Origin of the sequence: Aeromonas sp. 95A, assembly GCF_051919235.1 — a bacterium.
GTDB lineage: Bacteria > Pseudomonadota > Gammaproteobacteria > Enterobacterales > Aeromonadaceae > Aeromonas > Aeromonas veronii.
On record NZ_JBQBFC010000001.1, the window covers coordinates 4,553,660 to 4,571,669 of the forward strand.

At 58.7% G+C, this 18,010-nt stretch carries 17 protein-coding genes and 1 pseudogene; 12 read left to right on the plus strand and 6 right to left on the minus strand.

What is annotated here, in order from left to right; translation table 11 throughout:
- Window positions 1–458: 458 nt before the first annotated feature.
- The 7 genes from ACTG2U_RS20825 to ACTG2U_RS20855 all read left to right on the plus strand — a co-directional run bounded on the left by ACTG2U_RS20825 (window position 459) and on the right by ACTG2U_RS20855 (window position 8,215).
- Window positions 459–1,094 (plus strand): YchE family NAAT transporter, encoded by a 636-nt coding sequence (locus ACTG2U_RS20825; RefSeq protein WP_005337678.1) that lies wholly within the window; start codon window positions 459–461, stop codon window positions 1,092–1,094.
- 278 nt (window positions 1,095–1,372) lie between these two features.
- Complete coding sequence (locus ACTG2U_RS20830) at window positions 1,373–2,992, plus strand: ABC transporter substrate-binding protein (protein ID WP_005337675.1); 1,620 nt, start codon at window positions 1,373–1,375, stop codon at window positions 2,990–2,992.
- A 98-nt stretch (window positions 2,993–3,090) separates the two neighbouring features.
- A complete protein-coding gene (gene oppB / locus ACTG2U_RS20835; RefSeq protein ID WP_005337672.1) occupies window positions 3,091–4,011 on the plus strand; it encodes an oligopeptide ABC transporter permease OppB in 921 nt (306 codons plus the stop codon).
- Between the two features lie 14 nt (window positions 4,012–4,025).
- Window positions 4,026–4,937 carry an oligopeptide ABC transporter permease OppC gene (gene oppC, locus ACTG2U_RS20840; protein WP_005337670.1) on the plus strand — a complete coding sequence of 304 codons (912 nt, stop codon included), beginning with the start codon at window positions 4,026–4,028 and terminating at the stop codon, window positions 4,935–4,937.
- 54 nt (window positions 4,938–4,991) lie between these two features.
- Window positions 4,992–5,972: an ABC transporter ATP-binding protein gene (locus ACTG2U_RS20845; protein ID WP_005337668.1), complete on the plus strand. Its 981-nt coding sequence runs from the start codon at window positions 4,992–4,994 to the stop codon at window positions 5,970–5,972.
- Window positions 5,973–6,968 (plus strand): murein tripeptide/oligopeptide ABC transporter ATP binding protein OppF, encoded by a 996-nt coding sequence (oppF, locus tag ACTG2U_RS20850; RefSeq protein WP_005337666.1) that lies wholly within the window; start codon window positions 5,973–5,975, stop codon window positions 6,966–6,968.
- Between the two features lie 302 nt (window positions 6,969–7,270).
- Window positions 7,271–8,215: a TerC family protein gene (locus ACTG2U_RS20855; protein WP_005337664.1), complete on the plus strand. Its 945-nt coding sequence runs from the start codon at window positions 7,271–7,273 to the stop codon at window positions 8,213–8,215.
- A 65-nt stretch (window positions 8,216–8,280) separates the two neighbouring features.
- Here ACTG2U_RS20855 and alr read toward each other — a convergent pair whose 3' ends face one another.
- Window positions 8,281–9,507, minus strand: a complete 1,227-nt coding sequence (alr, locus tag ACTG2U_RS20860; RefSeq protein WP_429011518.1) for an alanine racemase — start codon at window positions 9,505–9,507, stop codon at window positions 8,281–8,283.
- Window positions 9,508–9,680: 173 nt separating this feature from the next.
- Between alr and ACTG2U_RS20865 the strand changes: the two genes are divergently transcribed.
- The gene (locus ACTG2U_RS20865) at window positions 9,681–10,130 is read left to right on the plus strand and encodes a methyltransferase family protein (protein WP_005361602.1); all 450 of its coding nucleotides are present in this window, start codon (window positions 9,681–9,683) and stop codon (window positions 10,128–10,130) included.
- 93 nt (window positions 10,131–10,223) lie between these two features.
- On the opposite strand, the pseudogene tapW reads toward ACTG2U_RS20865, so the two are convergent.
- Window positions 10,224–11,362: pseudogene (tapW, locus tag ACTG2U_RS20870) on the minus strand (type IVa pilus ATPase TapW).
- 58 nt (window positions 11,363–11,420) lie between these two features.
- The gene (locus tag ACTG2U_RS20875; protein WP_005337656.1) at window positions 11,421–11,777 is read right to left on the minus strand and encodes a DMT family protein; all 357 of its coding nucleotides are present in this window, start codon (window positions 11,775–11,777) and stop codon (window positions 11,421–11,423) included.
- A 112-nt stretch (window positions 11,778–11,889) separates the two neighbouring features.
- Between ACTG2U_RS20875 and ACTG2U_RS20880 the strand changes: the two genes are divergently transcribed.
- The 3 genes from ACTG2U_RS20880 to ACTG2U_RS20890 all read left to right on the plus strand — a co-directional run bounded on the left by ACTG2U_RS20880 (window position 11,890) and on the right by ACTG2U_RS20890 (window position 14,592).
- Complete coding sequence (locus ACTG2U_RS20880) at window positions 11,890–12,621, plus strand: substrate-binding periplasmic protein (RefSeq protein ID WP_429011517.1); 732 nt, start codon at window positions 11,890–11,892, stop codon at window positions 12,619–12,621.
- 100 nt (window positions 12,622–12,721) lie between these two features.
- On the plus strand, window positions 12,722–13,729 hold the full coding sequence (btuC, locus tag ACTG2U_RS20885) for a vitamin B12 ABC transporter permease BtuC (RefSeq protein ID WP_429011516.1): 1,008 nt from the start codon (window positions 12,722–12,724) through the stop codon (window positions 13,727–13,729).
- A 65-nt stretch (window positions 13,730–13,794) separates the two neighbouring features.
- Window positions 13,795–14,592, plus strand: a complete 798-nt coding sequence (locus ACTG2U_RS20890) for an ATP-binding cassette domain-containing protein (protein WP_429011568.1) — start codon at window positions 13,795–13,797, stop codon at window positions 14,590–14,592.
- Window positions 14,593–14,614: 22 nt separating this feature from the next.
- Here ACTG2U_RS20890 and aac(6') read toward each other — a convergent pair whose 3' ends face one another.
- Both aac(6') and ACTG2U_RS20900 read right to left on the minus strand, forming a co-directional pair.
- Entirely contained in the window at window positions 14,615–15,073 is a 459-nt protein-coding gene (aac(6'), locus tag ACTG2U_RS20895) for an aminoglycoside 6'-N-acetyltransferase (RefSeq protein WP_245148262.1), read from the minus strand.
- 6 nt (window positions 15,074–15,079) lie between these two features.
- Entirely contained in the window at window positions 15,080–16,144 is a 1,065-nt protein-coding gene (locus tag ACTG2U_RS20900; RefSeq protein ID WP_005353109.1) for a 3-deoxy-7-phosphoheptulonate synthase, read from the minus strand.
- A 144-nt stretch (window positions 16,145–16,288) separates the two neighbouring features.
- On the opposite strand from ACTG2U_RS20900, the gene ACTG2U_RS20905 reads away from it, so the two are divergent.
- Window positions 16,289–16,669 (plus strand): diacylglycerol kinase, encoded by a 381-nt coding sequence (locus tag ACTG2U_RS20905; RefSeq protein ID WP_005337641.1) that lies wholly within the window; start codon window positions 16,289–16,291, stop codon window positions 16,667–16,669.
- 81 nt (window positions 16,670–16,750) lie between these two features.
- Here ACTG2U_RS20905 and serA read toward each other — a convergent pair whose 3' ends face one another.
- Window positions 16,751–17,983, minus strand: coding sequence for a phosphoglycerate dehydrogenase (gene serA / locus ACTG2U_RS20910; protein ID WP_005337639.1), 1,233 nt, complete (start codon window positions 17,981–17,983; stop codon window positions 16,751–16,753).
- Between the last annotated feature and the right edge of the window lie 27 nt (window positions 17,984–18,010).

The following is an 18,010-nucleotide window of genomic DNA, read 5'->3' on the forward strand; positions in this document are numbered from 1 at the left end:
CGACAAACGCACTTTATTCCAGCGTTTGTTGCAAAAATGATTGTTGTTTTAATCCATGACTAATCCGCTTTATTCCCCAAGGGGGCCATTTCTGCCCCCTTTCCCGGTTTTTGCATTGTGGCTCTATTGCCGAGTCAATGAAGTGATGTCTGGCCTGAAATAGTAGGAAGGCAAAGCTTGGATTCTCTCGAGTCGCTTGGTCATTCGGTCAGTCATCGTCGGACTCTCTGGTCATGATTAAGCAGGCTTGCGCTCACTTTTCTGGCGCGTGTCGGGCGGTAGAAAGGGCTTTTGGCATCGGTTTATGCCAGTTAGCGCGGATGCATTAGATGAACTAACTAAAAAACCCTCAAAATGGTGAGATTATTTGATTGGTGCCCGCTCTGGCTATGATGTAAATTTACGCACGAAATTAATGGACTGGCCCGCTGGGCCCGAAACTCTATTGGAAGGCGCCTATGGCAGCAATTGACGTCTCGTTGTATCTGAAGTTTTTTGTCGGTTTGTTCGCAATTATCAACCCGCTTGGTTTGTTGCCGGTGTTTGTCAGCCTGACCAGCCACCATACCCAGGCCGAGCGGATGAAAACCAATACCACCGCCAATATCGCGGTGATGGTGATCCTGCTGGTCTCCATGTATATGGGGCAGCTGATCCTCGATGGCTTTGGCATCTCGCTGGCATCGTTCCGTATTGCCGGTGGGTCGCTGATTACCCTGATTGCCTGGTCGATGCTGCAGGGCAAGCTGGGCGAGGTGAAGCACAACAAACAGGAGAAGGGTGAACTGGCTGTGCGCGAGTCTATCGCCGTGGTGCCGTTGGCGCTGCCGCTGATGGCTGGTCCCGGTGCCATCTCCTCGGTGATTGTCTACGCCAGCCAGAGCCACTGGCAGCAGCTGCTCGGCATGTCAGTGGTTGTCGTGGTCTTCTCCTTCTGCTCCTGGCTCATCTTCCGCGCCGCGCCGCTGCTGTTCAAGATCATGGGCAACACCGGCATCAACGTGGTGACCCGTATCATGGGTCTTATCATGATGTCGCTGGGTATCGAGATCATGGTGGCCGGTATCAAGGGGGTTTTCCCCAGCCTGATGTGAGCCAGCTCCGCTTTATGAAAGCCGGTCCTCGTGACCGGCTTTTTATTGGTTGCTTTTTGCCCGGTCTTTTCTAGAATCGGTCGTTTGTGTGAAAAATGAGCGCTTTGCTGGTGTTTTAATACTGAAAAAGCGCATGCTAGCTGATTTTTTGACCAGAAAATGACGATTACCCTGACAATATCTATTGCATTATCGGAATTGGCAGGGAATTATGCTGGGAGCGGGTTTTAACCCCGTCACTTTAAAAACGCATGGAATGTTCTTGTTGGAGTAGGGAAATGACTCATAAAAAAACAATGATTAACACATTGCTGGTGGCTGCACTGTTTGGTGGCGTAAATGTGGCTCAGGCTGCCGATGTCCCGGCGGGAACCAAGCTGGCTGAAGTCCAGCAACTGGTAAAAGGCAACGGCTCCGAGCCTGCGACCCTTGACCCGCACAAGACCGAAGGAACGGTCGAATCCAATATCCTGCGCGACCTGTTCGAGGGTCTCGTTGCTTCCGGCCCGAAAGGGGAAATTCTCCCGGCTGTGGCTGAATCCTGGGAAACCAAGGATAACAAGCACTACGTCTTCCACCTGCGCAAAGATGCCAAGTGGTCCAACGGTGACCCGGTCACTGCCCACGATTTCGTTTTTGCTTTCCAGCGTGCCGTTGATCCGAAAACCGCCTCTCCTTACTCCTGGTATCTGGAGATCCCGACCATTGCCAATGCCTCCGAGATCATCGCAGGTAAAAAGCCGGCTGATACGCTGGGCGTGAAGGCGACCGACGACTACACCTTCGAAGTGCAGCTCGAGAAAGCGATCCCTTACTTCGTCAGCATGCTCTCCCACACCACCACCTATCCGGTACCGAAGAAGGTGATCGAGAAGTTCGGTGACAAGTGGACCCAGCCGGAAAATATGGTATCCAACGGTGCCTATACCCTGAAGAACTGGGTGGTGAACGAGCGCGTCGAAGTGGAGCGCAACAAGCACTACTGGAACGATGGCAAGACCGTCATCAACAAGGTGGTCTATCTGCCCATCCAGTCTACCAACGCTGACCTGAGCCGCTATCTGGCGGGCGAAGTGGACATCACCTATCAGATGCCCATCGAGCGCTTCAAGCAGATGAAGAAAGAGAAGCCGGACGAGCTGAAAGTGACCGGTTATGTTGGTACTTACTACTACCAGTACAACGTCAAGAAGAAGCCGTTTGACGATGTGCGTGTCCGTACTGCGCTCTCCTATGCCATCGATCGCGACGTGATCGCCGACAAGGTGATGGGTCAGGGTCAGACGCCCGGTTACACCTTGGTGCCGGACTTCGTCGATGGCTTCAAGCCGGTCGCCCCCGAGTGGTCGAAGATGACCCAGGCCGAGCGTGATGCCAAGGCCAAGGCGCTGCTGCAAGAGGCCGGTTTCGATGCCAGCAAACCGCTGAAGTTCGAGCTGCTCTACAACACCGACGACAACCACAAGAAAGTGGCTGTGGCCGTTGCCTCCATGTGGAAGAAGCTGGGCGTGCAGGTGAGCCTGGTCAACCAGGAGTGGAAAACTTACCTGGAAACCAAGAAACAGGGTCAGTTTGACGTAGGTCGTGCCGGCTGGATCGCCGACTACAACGAAGCCTCCTCCATGCTGGATCTGATGCAGACCACCCACGGCAACAACGACGGCAAGTACTCCAATCCGGAGTTCGACAAGCTGATGGATTCGTCCCGTGATCAGGTCGATGTGGCTGCCCGCAACAAGCTCTACGTCCAGGCTGAAGAGATCCTGGCCAAGGACATGCCGATTGCCCCCATCTACCAGTACGTGACTGCCCGTATGGTCAAACCCTATGTAGGCGGTTACCCGGCCAACCCGCTGGATAACCTCTACAGCAAAGATATGTACATCATTGCTCACTGATTTAAAGCAACAAGTCGCATAACAAGCAGGGCCCGCCGGACGGCGGGCCTTTATTACAACCGCGACCATTTGGAAGCAGTACAGGACAGGAAATGTCTATGTTGAAATTCATTTTTAAACGGCTATTGGAAGCGATCCCGACTCTGCTGGTCTTGATCACCGTCTCTTTCTTCATGATGCGTTTCGCCCCCGGTAACCCCTTTACCAGCGAGCGTTCACTGCCCCCCGAAGTCATCGCCAACATTGAGGCCAAATACGGGCTCGACAAACCCATTGGCATGCAATATCTCACCTACCTGGGCAACCTGGTGCAGGGTGATTTGGGCCCCTCTTTCAAATACAAGGATTTCACCGTCAATGATCTGGTGAGCCAGGCGCTGCCTGTTTCCGCCAAGATCGGGACCACGGCCTTCTTCTTCGCCGTGCTGCTGGGGGTCACTTTCGGCACCATAGCGGCACTGAAACAGAACACCATCATCGACTATCTACTGATGTCGTCGGCCATGGCCGGGGTGGTGATCCCGGGCTTTGTGCTGGCGCCCTTGCTGGTGCTGTTTTTCAGTATTCATCTGGGTTGGTTCCCTGCCGGTGGATGGCAGGGGGGTGGCATCCAGTTTATGGTGCTGCCGGTGTTCGGCATGATGATGTACTACATCTCTGCCATCTCGCGGATCATGCGGGGCAGCATGATCGAGACCATGAACTCCAACTTCATCCGTACCGCCCGTGCCAAGGGCTTGCCGCTGCGCCACATCATCCTGAAACACGCGCTGCGTCCGGCTATGTTGCCGGTGGTCTCTTATCTGGGCCCGGCCTTTGTCGGCATCATCACAGGTTCCGTGGTGATCGAGACCATCTTCGGCCTGCCGGGGATCGGTCAGCTGTTCGTCAACGGTGCTCTTAACCGTGATTACTCCATGGTGCTCGGTCTGACCATTCTGGTCGGCGCCCTCACCATCACCTTTAACGCTGTGGTCGATATTCTCTACGCCTTTATCGATCCCAAGATCCGTTACTAATTCGGGAGTTCATCATGGTTGTTTCAACTGAAAAACGCGATGCCGTCGAGGCGTTCGCGCAAAAAGTGGAAGTGGTGGAGGGGCGCTCCCTGTGGAAGGATGCCCGTCGCCGTTTCCTGCGCAACAAGGCGGCCCTGACCAGCCTGATCATTCTGACCATCATCGGTCTGGCGGTCATCTTTGGCCCCCATCTGTCCCAATACACCTTTGACGATCCGGACTGGGGCGCCATGCAGTCGCCGCCGGATATGGAAGCGGGTCACTACTTCGGAACCGACAGTCTGGGGCGCGATCTGTTCGTGCGCACCCTGCTGGGCGGTCGCATCTCCCTGATGGTCGGCATCATGGGGGCCATGGTGGCGGTCATCATCGGTACTTTGTATGGCGCGGCCTCCGGTTTTATCGGCGGGCGGGTCGACAGTCTGATGATGCGGGTACTGGAGATCCTCAACGCCTTCCCCTTCATGTTCTTTGTCATCATGCTGGTCACCTTCTTTGGCCGCAATCTGGCGCTCATCTTTATCGCCATCGGGGCGGTGAGCTGGCTCGACATGGCGCGGATCGTGCGCGGTCAGACCCTCAGCCTCAAGAGCAAGGAGTTTATCGAGGCAGCCCACGTCTGTGGCGTCTCCAAGTGGAAGATCATCACCCGTCACATCGTACCAAACGTACTCGGTATCGTGGCCGTCTACGCCACCTTGCTGGTGCCGGGGATGATCATGTTTGAATCCTTCCTGAGTTTCCTGGGCCTTGGGGTTCAGGAACCGATGACCAGCTGGGGTGCCCTGCTGGATGAAGGCTCCAAGTCGATGGAAGTGGCCATCTGGCAACTGCTGTTTCCCGCCTGCTTTATGGTGGTGACCCTGTTTTGCTTCAACTTCCTCGGGGATGGTCTGCGTGACGCCCTCGATCCGAAAGATCGTTAATCGAGCATCGGGTCGACAGGAAAGCATCACGAAAGATCGATAAGGAGTTTTTATATGAAGTTACTGGATGTGAAAGATCTGCGGGTCGAGTTCAAGACCCCGGACGGCAATGTGGTGGCGGTCAACGACCTCAACTTTTCTCTCTCTGCGGGTGAAACTCTGGGGATCGTCGGCGAGTCCGGCTCCGGCAAATCCCAGACGGCCTTTGCCATCATGGGACTGCTGGCCAAAAACGGCATTATTACCGGTTCCGCCAAGTTTCAGGGCGAAGAGATCCTCAACCTGCCGGAGTCCAAGCTCAACAAGATCCGCTCCGAGAAGATCGCCATGATCTTCCAGGACCCCATGACCTCGCTCAACCCCTACATGAAGGTGCAGGATCAGCTGATGGAAGTGCTGATGCTGCACAAAGGGGTGAGCAAGGCGGAAGCGTTCGAAGAGTCGGTACGGATGCTCGATGCGGTGAAGATCCCCGAAGCACGCAAGCGGATGGGCATGTATCCCCACGAGTTTTCCGGCGGCATGCGCCAGCGGGTGATGATCGCCATGGCGCTGCTCTGCCGGCCGCAACTGCTGATCGCCGACGAGCCGACCACCGCGCTCGACGTGACCGTACAGGCCCAGATCATGACCCTGATGAACGAGCTCAAGCGCGAGTTCAACACCGCCATCATCATGATCACCCACGACCTCGGCGTGGTCGCCGGTATCTGCAACAAGGTGCTGGTGATGTATGCCGGTCGTACCATGGAGTACGGCAAGGTAGACGATATCTTCTATCGCCCGAGCCACCCCTACACCGAAGGCCTGCTGCGCGCCATTCCTCGTCTCGATACCGAAGGGGAAGTGCTGCCCACCATCCCGGGCAATCCGCCCAACCTGCTGCGTCTGCCCACCGGTTGCCCCTTCCAGGAGCGTTGCCACCGGGTCAGCGAGATTTGCGGCCAGCAGTCACCGATCCTGACCCCGTTCAACGACGGTCGGGAGCGTGCTTGTCACTGGGTTTCGGATGCCATGAACAAGGGGGCCAACTAAATGGGTGCCGACAAAAAATTGCTGTTGGAAGTGTCTGACCTCAAGGTCCACTTCAGTATCAAGAGTGGCAAGGCGTGGCCTTGGGCCAAACCGTCCGATCTCAAGGCGGTCGATGGGGTGACCTTGCGTCTCTATGAGGGTGAAACCCTTGGTGTGGTGGGGGAGTCCGGCTGCGGCAAATCGACCTTTGCCCGCGCCATCATTGGTCTGGTACCTGCCACCGATGGCAAGGTGGTGTGGCTGGGTGACGATCTTACCAAGCTCGATCAGAATGCCCTGCGCGAGAAGCGCAAAGAGATCCAGATGATCTTCCAGGACCCGCTGGCTTCTCTGAACCCGCGCATGACCATCGGCGACATCATCGCCGAGCCGCTCATCACCTTCTACCCCAACCTGCCGCGGGAAGAGGTGAAGGAGAAGGTGCGCGCCATGATGAGCAAGGTGGGGCTCTTGCCCAACCTGGTCAACCGCTATCCGCACGAGTTCTCCGGCGGCCAGTGCCAGCGGATCGGGATTGCCCGGGCGCTGATCCTCGAGCCCAAGATGATCATCTGCGACGAGCCGGTCTCGGCGCTTGACGTATCCATTCAGGCGCAGGTGGTCAACCTGCTCAAATCCCTGCAAAAGGAGATGGGGCTGTCGCTCATCTTCATCGCCCACGACCTGTCGGTGGTCAAGCATATCTCCGATCGGGTGCTGGTGATGTATCTGGGCAACGCCGTCGAGTTGGGGACCCGCAAGGAGATCTTCGCCAACCCGTTGCACCCCTACACCAAGGCGCTGATGTCAGCGGTGCCGATCCCGGACCCTGAGCTGGAGCGCAACAAGGTGATCCAGATCCTGGAGGGGGATTTGCCCTCACCGATGAACCCGCCGTCCGGTTGCGTGTTCCGCACCCGCTGCCCGGTGGCTGGCCCCGAGTGCGCCAAGACCCGCCCTGTGCTGGAGGGGAACTTCGATCACGCGGTCTCCTGCCTCAAGGTCGATCCGCTCTGATGGGGATGTGTTGAACCTGTTTGCGGGGCTCCTTAATGGGGCCCCGATTTATTTTTGACGGCAGTGAAGATGCCTCTTGGCGTTATCTTTTACCGCTGCTACTATCCGCGCAACAAGGGGAGTAACTTCTCGCCGGTTTGTCGTCATTACGGTGCACCCATTTCCTGCAGTGCACCCGGCAGCCGGGCAGTCGATGCAAATCAGCTGTAAGTGAGACCTTGCCGAGAGGCAAGGTGTATCTGCTCCAAACGCAAACCCACGCCTCTCGGTCGTGGGTTTTGTCGTTTTTGGGAGAAGTGAACATGGGTGAATGGTGGATGTGGACCGGTTTCTTCAGCATAGTGCTGGTCCTGTTATGGATAGACATACGCTTTGTCGGTGGCGGCAAGTCACACAAGGTGTCCCTCAAAGAGGCGGGTGTCTGGTCCCTCATCTGGGTCAGCGTGGCGCTGCTCTTCAACCTGGCCATCTGGCTTTGGCTCGATCACAGCGCGGGCCGTGAGATTGCCAACCAGAAAGGGCTGGAGTTCCTCACCGGCTACCTCATCGAGAAAGCGCTGGCAGTGGACAACGTCTTCGTCTGGCTGATGCTGTTCGGTTACTTTGCCATTCCGGCCGAGCTGCAGCGCCGGGTGCTGCTGTACGGGGTGCTGGGTGCCATCGTGATGCGTGCCGGTATGGTGTTCGCGGGTAGCTGGCTCATCGAGCAGTTCCACTGGATCCTCTATCTGTTCGGCGCCTTCTTGCTGCTGACCGGTGCCAAAATGCTGTGGGCGGCCGACAAGGAGCCTGATCTCGCCAACAACCCGCTGCTGGGCTGGATGCGCCGTCGTTTCAAGGTGACCGAGACCCTGGAAGGGGAGAAGTTCTTCGTCTGGCGTGACGGTGTGCGCTATGCCACCCCGCTGCTGTTGATCCTGGTGCTGGTGGAGGTGAGCGACCTCATCTTCGCGGTGGACAGTATCCCGGCCATCTTCGCGGTGACCACGGATCCCTTTATCGTGCTGACCTCCAACATCTTCGCCATCATGGGTCTGCGTGCCATGTACTTCCTGCTGGCCGGTGTGGCTGATCGCTTCGCCCTGCTCAAATACGGTCTGGCGCTGATCCTGATGTTTATCGGGGTCAAGATGCTGCTGCTGGATATCTTCAAGATCCCGACCGGCATAGCACTGGGCGTAGTCGCGTTGATCCTGCTGGCATCCATGGGGCTGAGTCTGTTTGTGACCCGTAAAAAGGCCGCTTGAGCGCGGCAGACAATTAAGCAATAACAACAAGGGCTCCCGCGGGAGCCCTTTTTCATATCGCGTGATCAGCGTTTGATCTTTTTGGGGTTGGTGTAGCCCCAGATGGTGTACATGTCCGCCAGCAGGGCGCCGTTGTACTCCTCCAGATCCGCCTGTTTCACTTCGGCTTCACCCTGACGGCCAAACAGCACCACCTCGTCGCCGGGTTTCACCCCTTTCAGATCAGTCACATCCACCATGATGGTGTTCATGGAAGTCTTGCCGACCACCGGTACCTTCTGACCCTGGATCAGCACATAGGCTTTGTTGCTGAGGGCGCGGCGATAGCCATCGGAGTAGCCCAGCGGCAGGTTGGCGAGCCAGGAGTCACGCTTGAGGGTAAAGGTGCGGTCATAACCGACGGTGTTGCCCGCTGCATAGTGGTTGACCGAGGCGACCTGGGTCTTGAACGCCATCACCCGCTTGTACTCGGTGTGGGAGGGGATGGAGTCACCGTAGAGCAGGCCACCCGGGCGCACCATGTCGAAGTAGGCGTCCGGCACGGCCAGAGTGGCGAAGGAGTTGGCGGCGTGGATGGTGATCTTGCTGCGATCCAGTTTGCCCGCTTCCAGCAGCCACTGGGAGTCCAGTTTGAACTGGGCCAGCCCCATCTTGACGTCCTCTTTCTCTTCAACCGGGAAGTGGGTCATGATGCCGACCGGGGTGATCCCCTTTAGCTTGAGCATGGCCAGCGTATCCTGCTTGGCATCGGCCAGACGCAGGTCGATGCCGTTGCGGCTCATGCCGGCGGAGTTGAGTGCAATATGCACCGGAATGGTGGTGTGGTGGCGCTGGGCGATATCGGCGATGCCCTGGGCACTCACCAGACTACCGATCAGCTCCTCCATCTTGTAGGGCAGGGCCTGCTCTACTTCATCCGGGGTGGCAGCACGCACCCGCATCAGACGGCCGGTAAAGCCCTTCTCGCGGGCGACGCGCGCCTCTTCATTGCTGGCGATGCCGATGCAGGGGATATTGGCCTTGACCACGGAGGGGACCAGCAGGTCGATGCCATGACCATAAGCGTCGGCCTTCATGATGGCGCAGATCTGCGGGCCCTTCTCGCCGAGGCGATCCTTGAGGGTCTGGATATTGTGTTCAAAGGCGCCCAGATCCACTTCCAACCAGGCGTTGCTGGCGGTTTGCTCCTGGCCGCTGCGATGATCCGTCGCAAGGGGCAGATAGGGAGCCGCAACGGCTTGGCCCGCGAGCAGGCCGAAGATCAGGGTAGCCAGCAGAGTTTTCTTGTGCATGGTGATTCCTTTTTGTTGTTCGCGTTGGATAGTTTGGACGGGGTCGGCCACATTGGTGGTGGTTTAACCACAACTTGTTGTTATTATTATGATCTTTGTCACTCTCAACAGGCGCTGACTGGTTGGGAGTCTACCGCAACACGGGTTCGGCCGACACTCGTCAGGGGAATAAAATGGTCAATCTTGAGTTACGTTTGCCACCACCGCTGATCTTCCTGCTCTGTGCCGGGGCCATGTGGTGGCTAAGAGGGGAGAGCCAGCCCGGCATCTGGGCAATGGCGCTGATGGCTGTGCTGGTCGTGGCGGGGGCCATCATGGGCTTTGGGGCACTGCAACGATTTCGTCACCACCAGACCACGGTCAGCCCCACCAAACCTCAGCACACCAGTCGTCTGGTGACCTGTGGCGTCTATCGTGTCAGTCGCAATCCCATGTATCTGGGGCTGCTCTGCTGGCTGGCCGCCTGGGGCTGTTATCTTGGTGGAAGTTGGGTCTGGGTTGGGCCAATCGTGCTGGTGGCCTGGCTGACTCGCTTCCAGATCATGCCGGAGGAGCGGCTGCTGCGCGCCCGTTTCGGCGACGAGTATGTGGCGTATTGCCAGCGCGTTCGCCGTTGGTGCTGACTGGCAGTGATCTTCGTGAGCTGAGGGATAAGTCGGGCCAGCCGTGCTGGATAAAGAGAACCCCGGGCTGGCCCGGGGTTCTCAAGGGACAGGTTAGAAAAAATCGCCCTTCTCGTCCTTGGTGGGTTCGAGGCTCCAGCCGGTGGCATCGCTGCTGCTGGCAATCTGTCCCTTCTCCTTCCACAGCTTGATCTTGAGGCGCAGGTTGTTGGCCGAGTCGGCGTTTTTCACCGCCTCTTCTTCCTCAATTACCCCTTCCACCACCAGATCAAACAGGGCGCTGTCGAAGGTGACCATGCCGAGGGCCTTGGATTTTTCCATCACCTCTTTGAGGCCGCCAAATTCGCCGCGCTTGATCATGTCGCGGATGGTGTGGGTGCCGAGCATGATCTCCACTGCGGCCCGGCGGCCGCCATCGGTGGTTTTCACCAATCGCTGGGAGACAAAGGCCTTGAGGTTGTTGCCCAGATCGTTGAGCAGTTGTGGACGGCGCTCCTCGGGGAAGAAGTTGATGATGCGATCCAGCGCCTGGTTGGCGTTGTTGGCGTGCAGGGTGGAGATGGCAAGGTGGCCGGTTTCAGAGAAGGCCAGCGCATGTTCCATGGTCTCGCGATCGCGGATCTCGCCGATAAGAATGACGTCCGGCGCCTGACGCAGGGTGTTTTTCAGGGCGGCGTGGAAGCTGCGGGTATCCACGCCACCTCCCGCTGGTTGATGATGCTCTTGCGGTGGCGATGAACGAACTCCACCGGATCCTCGATGGTAATGATGTGGCCGCCGCTGTTGCGGTTGCGGTGGTCGATAAGCGCCGCCAGCGAGGTAGATTTACCCGAGCCGGTACCGCCGACAAACAGCACCAGACCGCGTTTCTCCATGATGGTGTCGAGCAACACAGGCGGGAGTTTGAGATCTTCAAAGCGGGGGATTTCGGTCTTGATGTTGCGGGCCACCAGAGAGACTTCGTTGCGCTGCTTGAAGATGTTGACCCGAAAGCGGCCGATCTGGGGCAGGGAGATGGCGAGGTTCATCTCCAGATCCTTCTCGAACTGCTGCTTCTGCTCGCCATCCATGATCTCGGCGGCGATCCGCGCCACTTCACCCGGCTCCAGCGGCGTTTCGTTGAGGGGGCGCAGGCCGCCGTTAAATTTGGCGCAGGGGGGCGCGCCGGTCGACAGATAGAGGTCTGAGCCATCCTGCTTGGCCAGGATCTGTAACATGTCTCGCAATTCCATTTTTTTGCCTCTTCGATCAATGAGATGCCATGAGCGGGATGATATTGAGTGTACAGCCTCAGGCGCCGGTCAGTTTCTCGCGAAAGACAAAAAAGACCGCACCGAGAATGCAGAGCCCTGCCCAGAGATAGTCCCATTTCAGATCTTCCTTGAGATAGAAGATAGAGAAGGGGACGAATACGGTGAGTGTGATCACTTCTTGCAGGATTTTAAGTTGGCCCACGCTCATCACCGTATGGCCGATGCGGTTGGCGGGCACTTGCAGCAGGTATTCGAACAGGGCGATACCCCAGCTCACCAGGGCGGCAATGATCCAGGGTTTATGGTTCATGCTCTTGAGGTGAGCGTACCAGGCGAAGGTCATAAAGACGTTGCTGCAGAGCAGCAGACCGATACTGGTGAAAATCGGGTTCATAGGGTTCTCCTTGAAAATCCGGCGCATTTTATCCCTGAACCACGGGTTTTCATACGTGGTGCGGGAGGGTATTTTTAACCAACAGGATAAGCCGTGCGAGGTATGCGACGGGATGGGCAAGTTATGCGGGATTGTGTTGTTACTGTTATTTGCCATGCCGGTGCGTGCGGCCCCGACGCTGACGGTGGCCACCGATCTGTGGCCGCCATTTCGCATCCTGCAAGCGGATGGCCGGTTGCAGGGGCTCGACATGGACATCCTGCGCCGGTTGCAACAGGCGAGCGGCATTGAGTTGCAGGTACGACGGATGCCGTGGGGCAGGGCGCTCAAGCAGATGCAGACCGGTCAGGTCGATCTGATGATTGGCCTCGCCTATACCGCCGAGCGGGCGCAGTTTATCGACTATCTGCAGCCTGCCTACTACCAGTGCTGGCCCGCGTTTTATGGTCAGCCGGTCAATGTGGCCCGGATCCACCAATACCGCGATCTGCTGGGGGTGAAGGTGGGCTATGTGCTCAACTCCGCCTACTTTGAGCCCTTCAACTCTGACAGCCGCCTCGACAAGCACGGAGTACCCACCGAAGATCAGCTGCTGCGCATGGTGCAGCGTGGTCACCTGCCGCTGATGATTGGTACCGACTGTCAGGTGGACTATGCCCTGAGTCAGGGAGATGCCAGCCGGATAGGCAAGGCGGACTACCGCCCCGCCACGCCGGTGACCCTCTATCTGGGGATGAGCAAGCACTCACCTCACCAGTCGCTGCGCCAGCCCTTGCTGGTGGCGCTGCAAAATCTGGTGGCCAGCGGCGAGATAAGGGTGATGGCCAAGCGTTACCAGCCTTGACCTTGGGTGGCAAGCCACTGTTATCATGCCCTTTTCTTGCTTCTCCCCCGGCGCTGCGACAGGGCCGGGGATGAAGCCTTGTTATTGTCGGGGATCCTCCTTGTACCTCTCCCTTATCGCCCGCCAGCAGCGCTGGCAGCGGCGCTGGCTCTGTGGCCTGACGCTGCTGACCCTGCTGCTGTTTCTCTTCTCCCTCGTCTGGGGCGAGTTTGTGCTGCTGCCCTGGCAGCCCCTTGGCGATCTCGAACAGCGCATCCTGCTGGAGCTGCGTCTGCCGCGTGCCTTGCTGGCCCTCTTGGCTGGCGCCGCGCTTGCTTGTGGCGGCGCCGTATTGCAGGTGATGCTGCACAACCCGGTGGCCGAACCCGGGCTGCTTGGTGTCTCGAGCGGAGCAGGACTGGCTGCCATGGTGGCGATGGCGGTGGCCAAGTCCCTCGGCCTCTATCTGCCCGGCTGGGGGTTGTCTCTGGCGGCCTTCGGTGGCGCCCTGCTGGTGACCATGCTGCTCATTCGGCTGGCTCGCCGGGCACGCCTCGGCCATGCCCGCTTGCTGTTGTTTGGCGTCGCCATCGGTATTCTCACCAATGCCGCCATGACCTGGCTGATGTACTTTGCCGACGATGGCTCCTTGCGTGAATTCATGTTCTGGATGATGGGGAGCCTCTCTTACGGCAGCCAGCAGTTCGGCTGGTGGTGGCAGGTGCTGCCGCTCACCCTGTGCTGGCTCTGCTGGCAGGGCAAGGCGCTGCAACAGTTGTTGTTGGGGGAGACCCAGGCCCGCCTGATGGGGATGGATGTCGACAGGATGCGGGTGCGGTTGGTGCTGGCGGTCTGTCTGCTGACCGGTGTGGCGGTGTCGCTGTGCGGCGTGATCGGTTTTGTCGGGTTGGTGGTGCCCCATCTGCTGCGGCTCTGCGGTGGCAGCGATCAGCGCTTTCTGCTGCTTGCCTCGGCGCTTGGCGGCGGGGCCCTGCTGCTGGCGGCCGATCTGGTTGCTCGATCCACCCTGAGCGCGGGGGAGTTGCCTATCGGCGTCATCACCGCCTCGGTGGGGGCGCCGCTCTTTATCTACCTGCTATTGAGGCAAACTGCCGATGGTGCTGCATAAATATCTGCATGATTTGGTCGGGGCGCGCAGTCTCCTTATTTACCCGTTGTTGAGGCAAGATGCCGATGTCACCCGCTGATCCCATGCCGGTTTCTTCTCGTGCTGCTGCGCCGCTGCTGGAGGCGAGCGCACTCGCCATTGCCGGACGGCTCTCTCCCCTAGATATCCGCTGGCATGGCGGCCAGCTGGTGGCGCTGCTTGGCCCCAATGGCAGTGGCAAGTCGACTCTGCTCGGGGCGCTGGCGGGGATTTTACCCGCCGATGGCACAGTGCTGCTGGGGGGGGACGTGCTTACTGACATGAGTTGGCCCGAGCTTGCCAAACGGCGCGCCATGTTGCCCCAGCGTCAGCCCCAGCTGTTTCATATTCCGGTGTTTCAGGTGTTGAGCCTGGGGCTCGATGAGGCGGTTGCGCCCGCCAGACAGAACGAGGCGATAAATGCATTGTGCGAGGCACTGGAGCTGGAAGCTTTGCTGGCCCGGGACTTCAGCCGGTTGTCGGGGGGCGAGCAGCAGCGGGTGCTGATTGCCCGCACCCTGCTGCAGGTGTGGCCGGGCCTCAATCCGACCAGCAAGGTGCTGCTGCTGGACGAGCCGCTGGCGGGGCTCGACCTGCATCACCAGCTGGCGCTATTGCGCTTGCTGAAAACCCTGGCCGGGCAAGGCTTGCTGGTGGTGCTCGCCATCCACGATATCAATCTGGCCATCGACTGGGCCGACCGCATTCTCTGCCTGCAACAGGGCTCGGTGGTGCGCGAAGGGGGTGTCGAGCTGGTGGATGAGGCGCTGCTGGCACAGGTATTCCAGATCCGCACCGACCGCATCGAAGCTGCGGGGCGCGTGTGGTTTATGCCCAGTTTGTGAGAAACAAGAAAGGCCCTTGGCGTCAGCCGAGGGCCTTTTTGAAGAATACGACTCGCTCCGTTTCGGCAAAGCCGAGTTGTTGGTGCATCTGCTGCGAGTCAAGATTGTCAATGGCGGCATCGGAGGCCAGTTCCTGGCAACCCAGCTCGCGGCCCCACTGCGCCACCTGAGCGATCAAGGCTTGGGCCACCCCACGCTGGCGCGAGGCCGGTTGCACATAGACCCCTTCCAGATACATCACAGGGCTGCTGTTGCAGCCATTCACGTAATCGTGGCGCAGTGCTGCATCGGCAAAGCCTACCGCCTGACTCTGTTCATCCAGCGCCAGAAAGGCGTTGAGATGTGCATTGGCCAACATCTCAACCCCTTCCTGCAGGTGGGCCGAAAGTGCGTGGTGTGGCCACAGCTGCTGGCGCAGGGTTGCCCACTGCGCCAGCAGCGTCTCGTCGAGGGGGACTATTTGCCAGCCGATATTCGTCATCGGGGCTCAGGCTTGCCGCTTGGCAAGGCGTACCAGTGCAGCCTCTGCCAGCATCGCCAGCAGGGTTTCGGTGTCGCTCCATGACAGGCAGGCATCTGTGATGCTCTGGCCAAAGGTGGCGGCGCAGCCGTTCTCCACATCCTGACGCCCTTCCACCAGGAAGCTTTCTGCCATGATGCCGGCGATGCCGGTACGGCCGCGGCGCAGCTGATCGCAGATATCTTGCGCCACCAGCAGCTGACGGCGGTGATCCTTCATGCTGTTGCCGTGGCTGAAATCGACCACCAGACGCTCCGGCAGGCCCACATCGGCCAACGCTTCACAGGCTTCATCGACACTGGCGGTGTCGTAGTTGGGTCGGTGGCCGCCACGCAGGATCACATGACCAAAGGGGTTACCGGCGGTACGGTAGATGGTCATCTTGCCGTCTTTGTCTGGCGAATAGAAGATGTGGCTGTGACGGGCGGCGCGCACCGCATCGATGGCGATGCGGGTATTGCCGTCGGTGCCGTTCTTGAAGCCGACCGGGCAGGAGAGAGCCGAGGCCATCTCGCGGTGTACCTGGGATTCGGTGGTACGTGCGCCGATGGCGCCCCAGGTGATGAGGTCGGCAATATACTGGCCAGTCACCATATCGAGGAATTCGGTGGCGGTTGGCATGCCGATCTCGTTGATGTCGACCAGCAGTTTGCGCGCCAGTTTCAGCCCTTCGTTGACATCGAAGCTGCCATCGAGGCGCGGATCGTTGATGAGCCCTTTCCAGCCGACGATGGTGCGCGGCTTCTCGAAATAGGTGCGCATCACGATGCAGAGGCTCTCTTTATACTGCTCGCGCAGGGCGTTGAGGCGCTGGGCATACTCGCGAGCAGCAGCGGGATCATGGATAGAGCAGGGGCCGACAATGACCAGCAGGCGCTGATCGTCTCCGGCCAGAATGGCTTCCACTTCGCGACGGGCATCCAGCAGATTCTGGGCAATGGTATCGGTGATCGGAAACGCGTGTGCAAGCTCGCTCGGAGTGATCAGTGACTCCAGGCGACGGGTGCGCAATTCATCTGTGTGAATGGACATACAACTCAAGTCTCGAGTGGGTGGTGTCAGCCGCAAGGGGCGAAAAAGCAAAGAGATAAAATAAAGCAAAAGTCCCCTGATTGAAACCTTGGGGGGCTCTGATAGGATGTGAGGCCAAAATCGATTCCAAATGAGGTAGTTAGCGTGGCAAAGCCAGGGGCAACCGGGGTCACCCGCATCATCAACGCAACCGGTTACAGCATGAAGGGGCTCAAGTCAGCCTGGATTAACGAGGCGGCGTTTCGGCAGGAGCTGATGCTGATCCTGTTGCTGATGCCACTTGCCTTCTGGCTGGGGGATTCTCTCAACCAGATCCTGCTGCTTATCGTCATCAGCTGGCTGGTGGTGATCGTCGAGATCCTCAACTCCGCCATTGAAGCTGTGGTAGACAGGGTTGGCTCCGAGCATCATGAGCTCTCCGGTCGCGCCAAGGATTTGGGCTCCGCCGCCGTCTTTATCGCGTTGGCCCTCAATGCCCTGGTGTGGGGGGCACTGGTGGGCCGCAACCTGTTGGGGTGGTGGTAAGCCATCACGCTGCTTTGAGGTTCTGCTTCATACAAAAGCCCGTCATCACGACGGGCTTTTTACTGCGCAGATAAGGGGCTATCAGTGGAGGATGCGGGCACGGATGGTGCCGTTGATCTCCTTGAGCTTGGCGAGCGCCTTCTCGCTGTGCTCGGTCTCCACGTCGATCACCACGTAACCGATATGGCTGCTGGTCTGCAGGTACTGACCGGCGATGTTGATCCCCTCTTCGGCGAAGATCTGGTTGATCTGGTTCATCACGCCCGGCTGGTTGCGGTGAATGTGCAGCAGGCGGCTGGAGCCCTTATGGCCCGGCAGCGACACTTCCGGGAAGTTGACGGCGGAGAGGGTGGAGCCATTGTCGGAGTATTTGACCAGCTTGTTGGCCACTTCCAGCCCGATGTTCTCCTGCGCTTCATGGGTGGTGCCACCGATATGCGGGGTCAGGATGACGTTCTCCAGCCCACGCAGCGGGCTTTGGAACTCCTCGTCGTTGGACTTGGGCTCGACCGGGAAGACGTCGATGGCGGCGCCGGCGATATGGCCGCTCTTGATGACGTCAGCCAAGGCGTCGATATCCACCACAGTACCGCGGGCGGCGTTGATGAAGATGGCGCCCGGTTTCATCATCCGCAGCTGCTCGGCTCCGATCATGTTCTTGGTGGAGGCTGTCTCCGGCACGTGCAGGCTGATGACGTCAGACATATTGAGCAGCTCGACCATGCTCGGCACCTGAATGGCGTTACCCAGCGAGAGCTTGTTCTCGATATCGTAGTAATAAACCTTCATGCCGATGCTTTCGGCGATGATGCCAAGCTGGGTACCGATGTGGCCGTAGCCGATGATGCCGAGCTTCTTGCCGCGCGCTTCCACCGAGCGGTTGGCCAGTTTTTCCCACACGCCGCGATGGCACTTGGCGTTTTTCTCGGGGATGCCGCGCAGCAGTAGCAGGATCTCGCCCAGAACCAGCTCGGCGACCGAACGGGTGTTGGAGAAGGGTGCGTTGAAGACCGGAATACCGCGGATCTGGGCCGCTTCCAGCTCGACCTGGTTGGTACCGATGCAGAAGCAGCCGATGGCGACCAGCTTGTTGGCGGCGTCGAGGACTTTCTCGGTGATCTGGGTGCGGGAGCGCAGCCCGATGAAATGCACGTCCCGGATCTGCTCGATCAGCTCCTCTTCGGAGAGCGAGGTCTTGAGATACTCCACACTGGTGTAACCTGCGGCACGAAAGGTCTCTACGGTGTTGGGGTGAACCCCCTCAAGCAGCAGAACCTTGATTTTATCCTTGTCCAACGAAAACTTGGCAGTCATGACGATCCCTCTGTATGTGCAAACGTA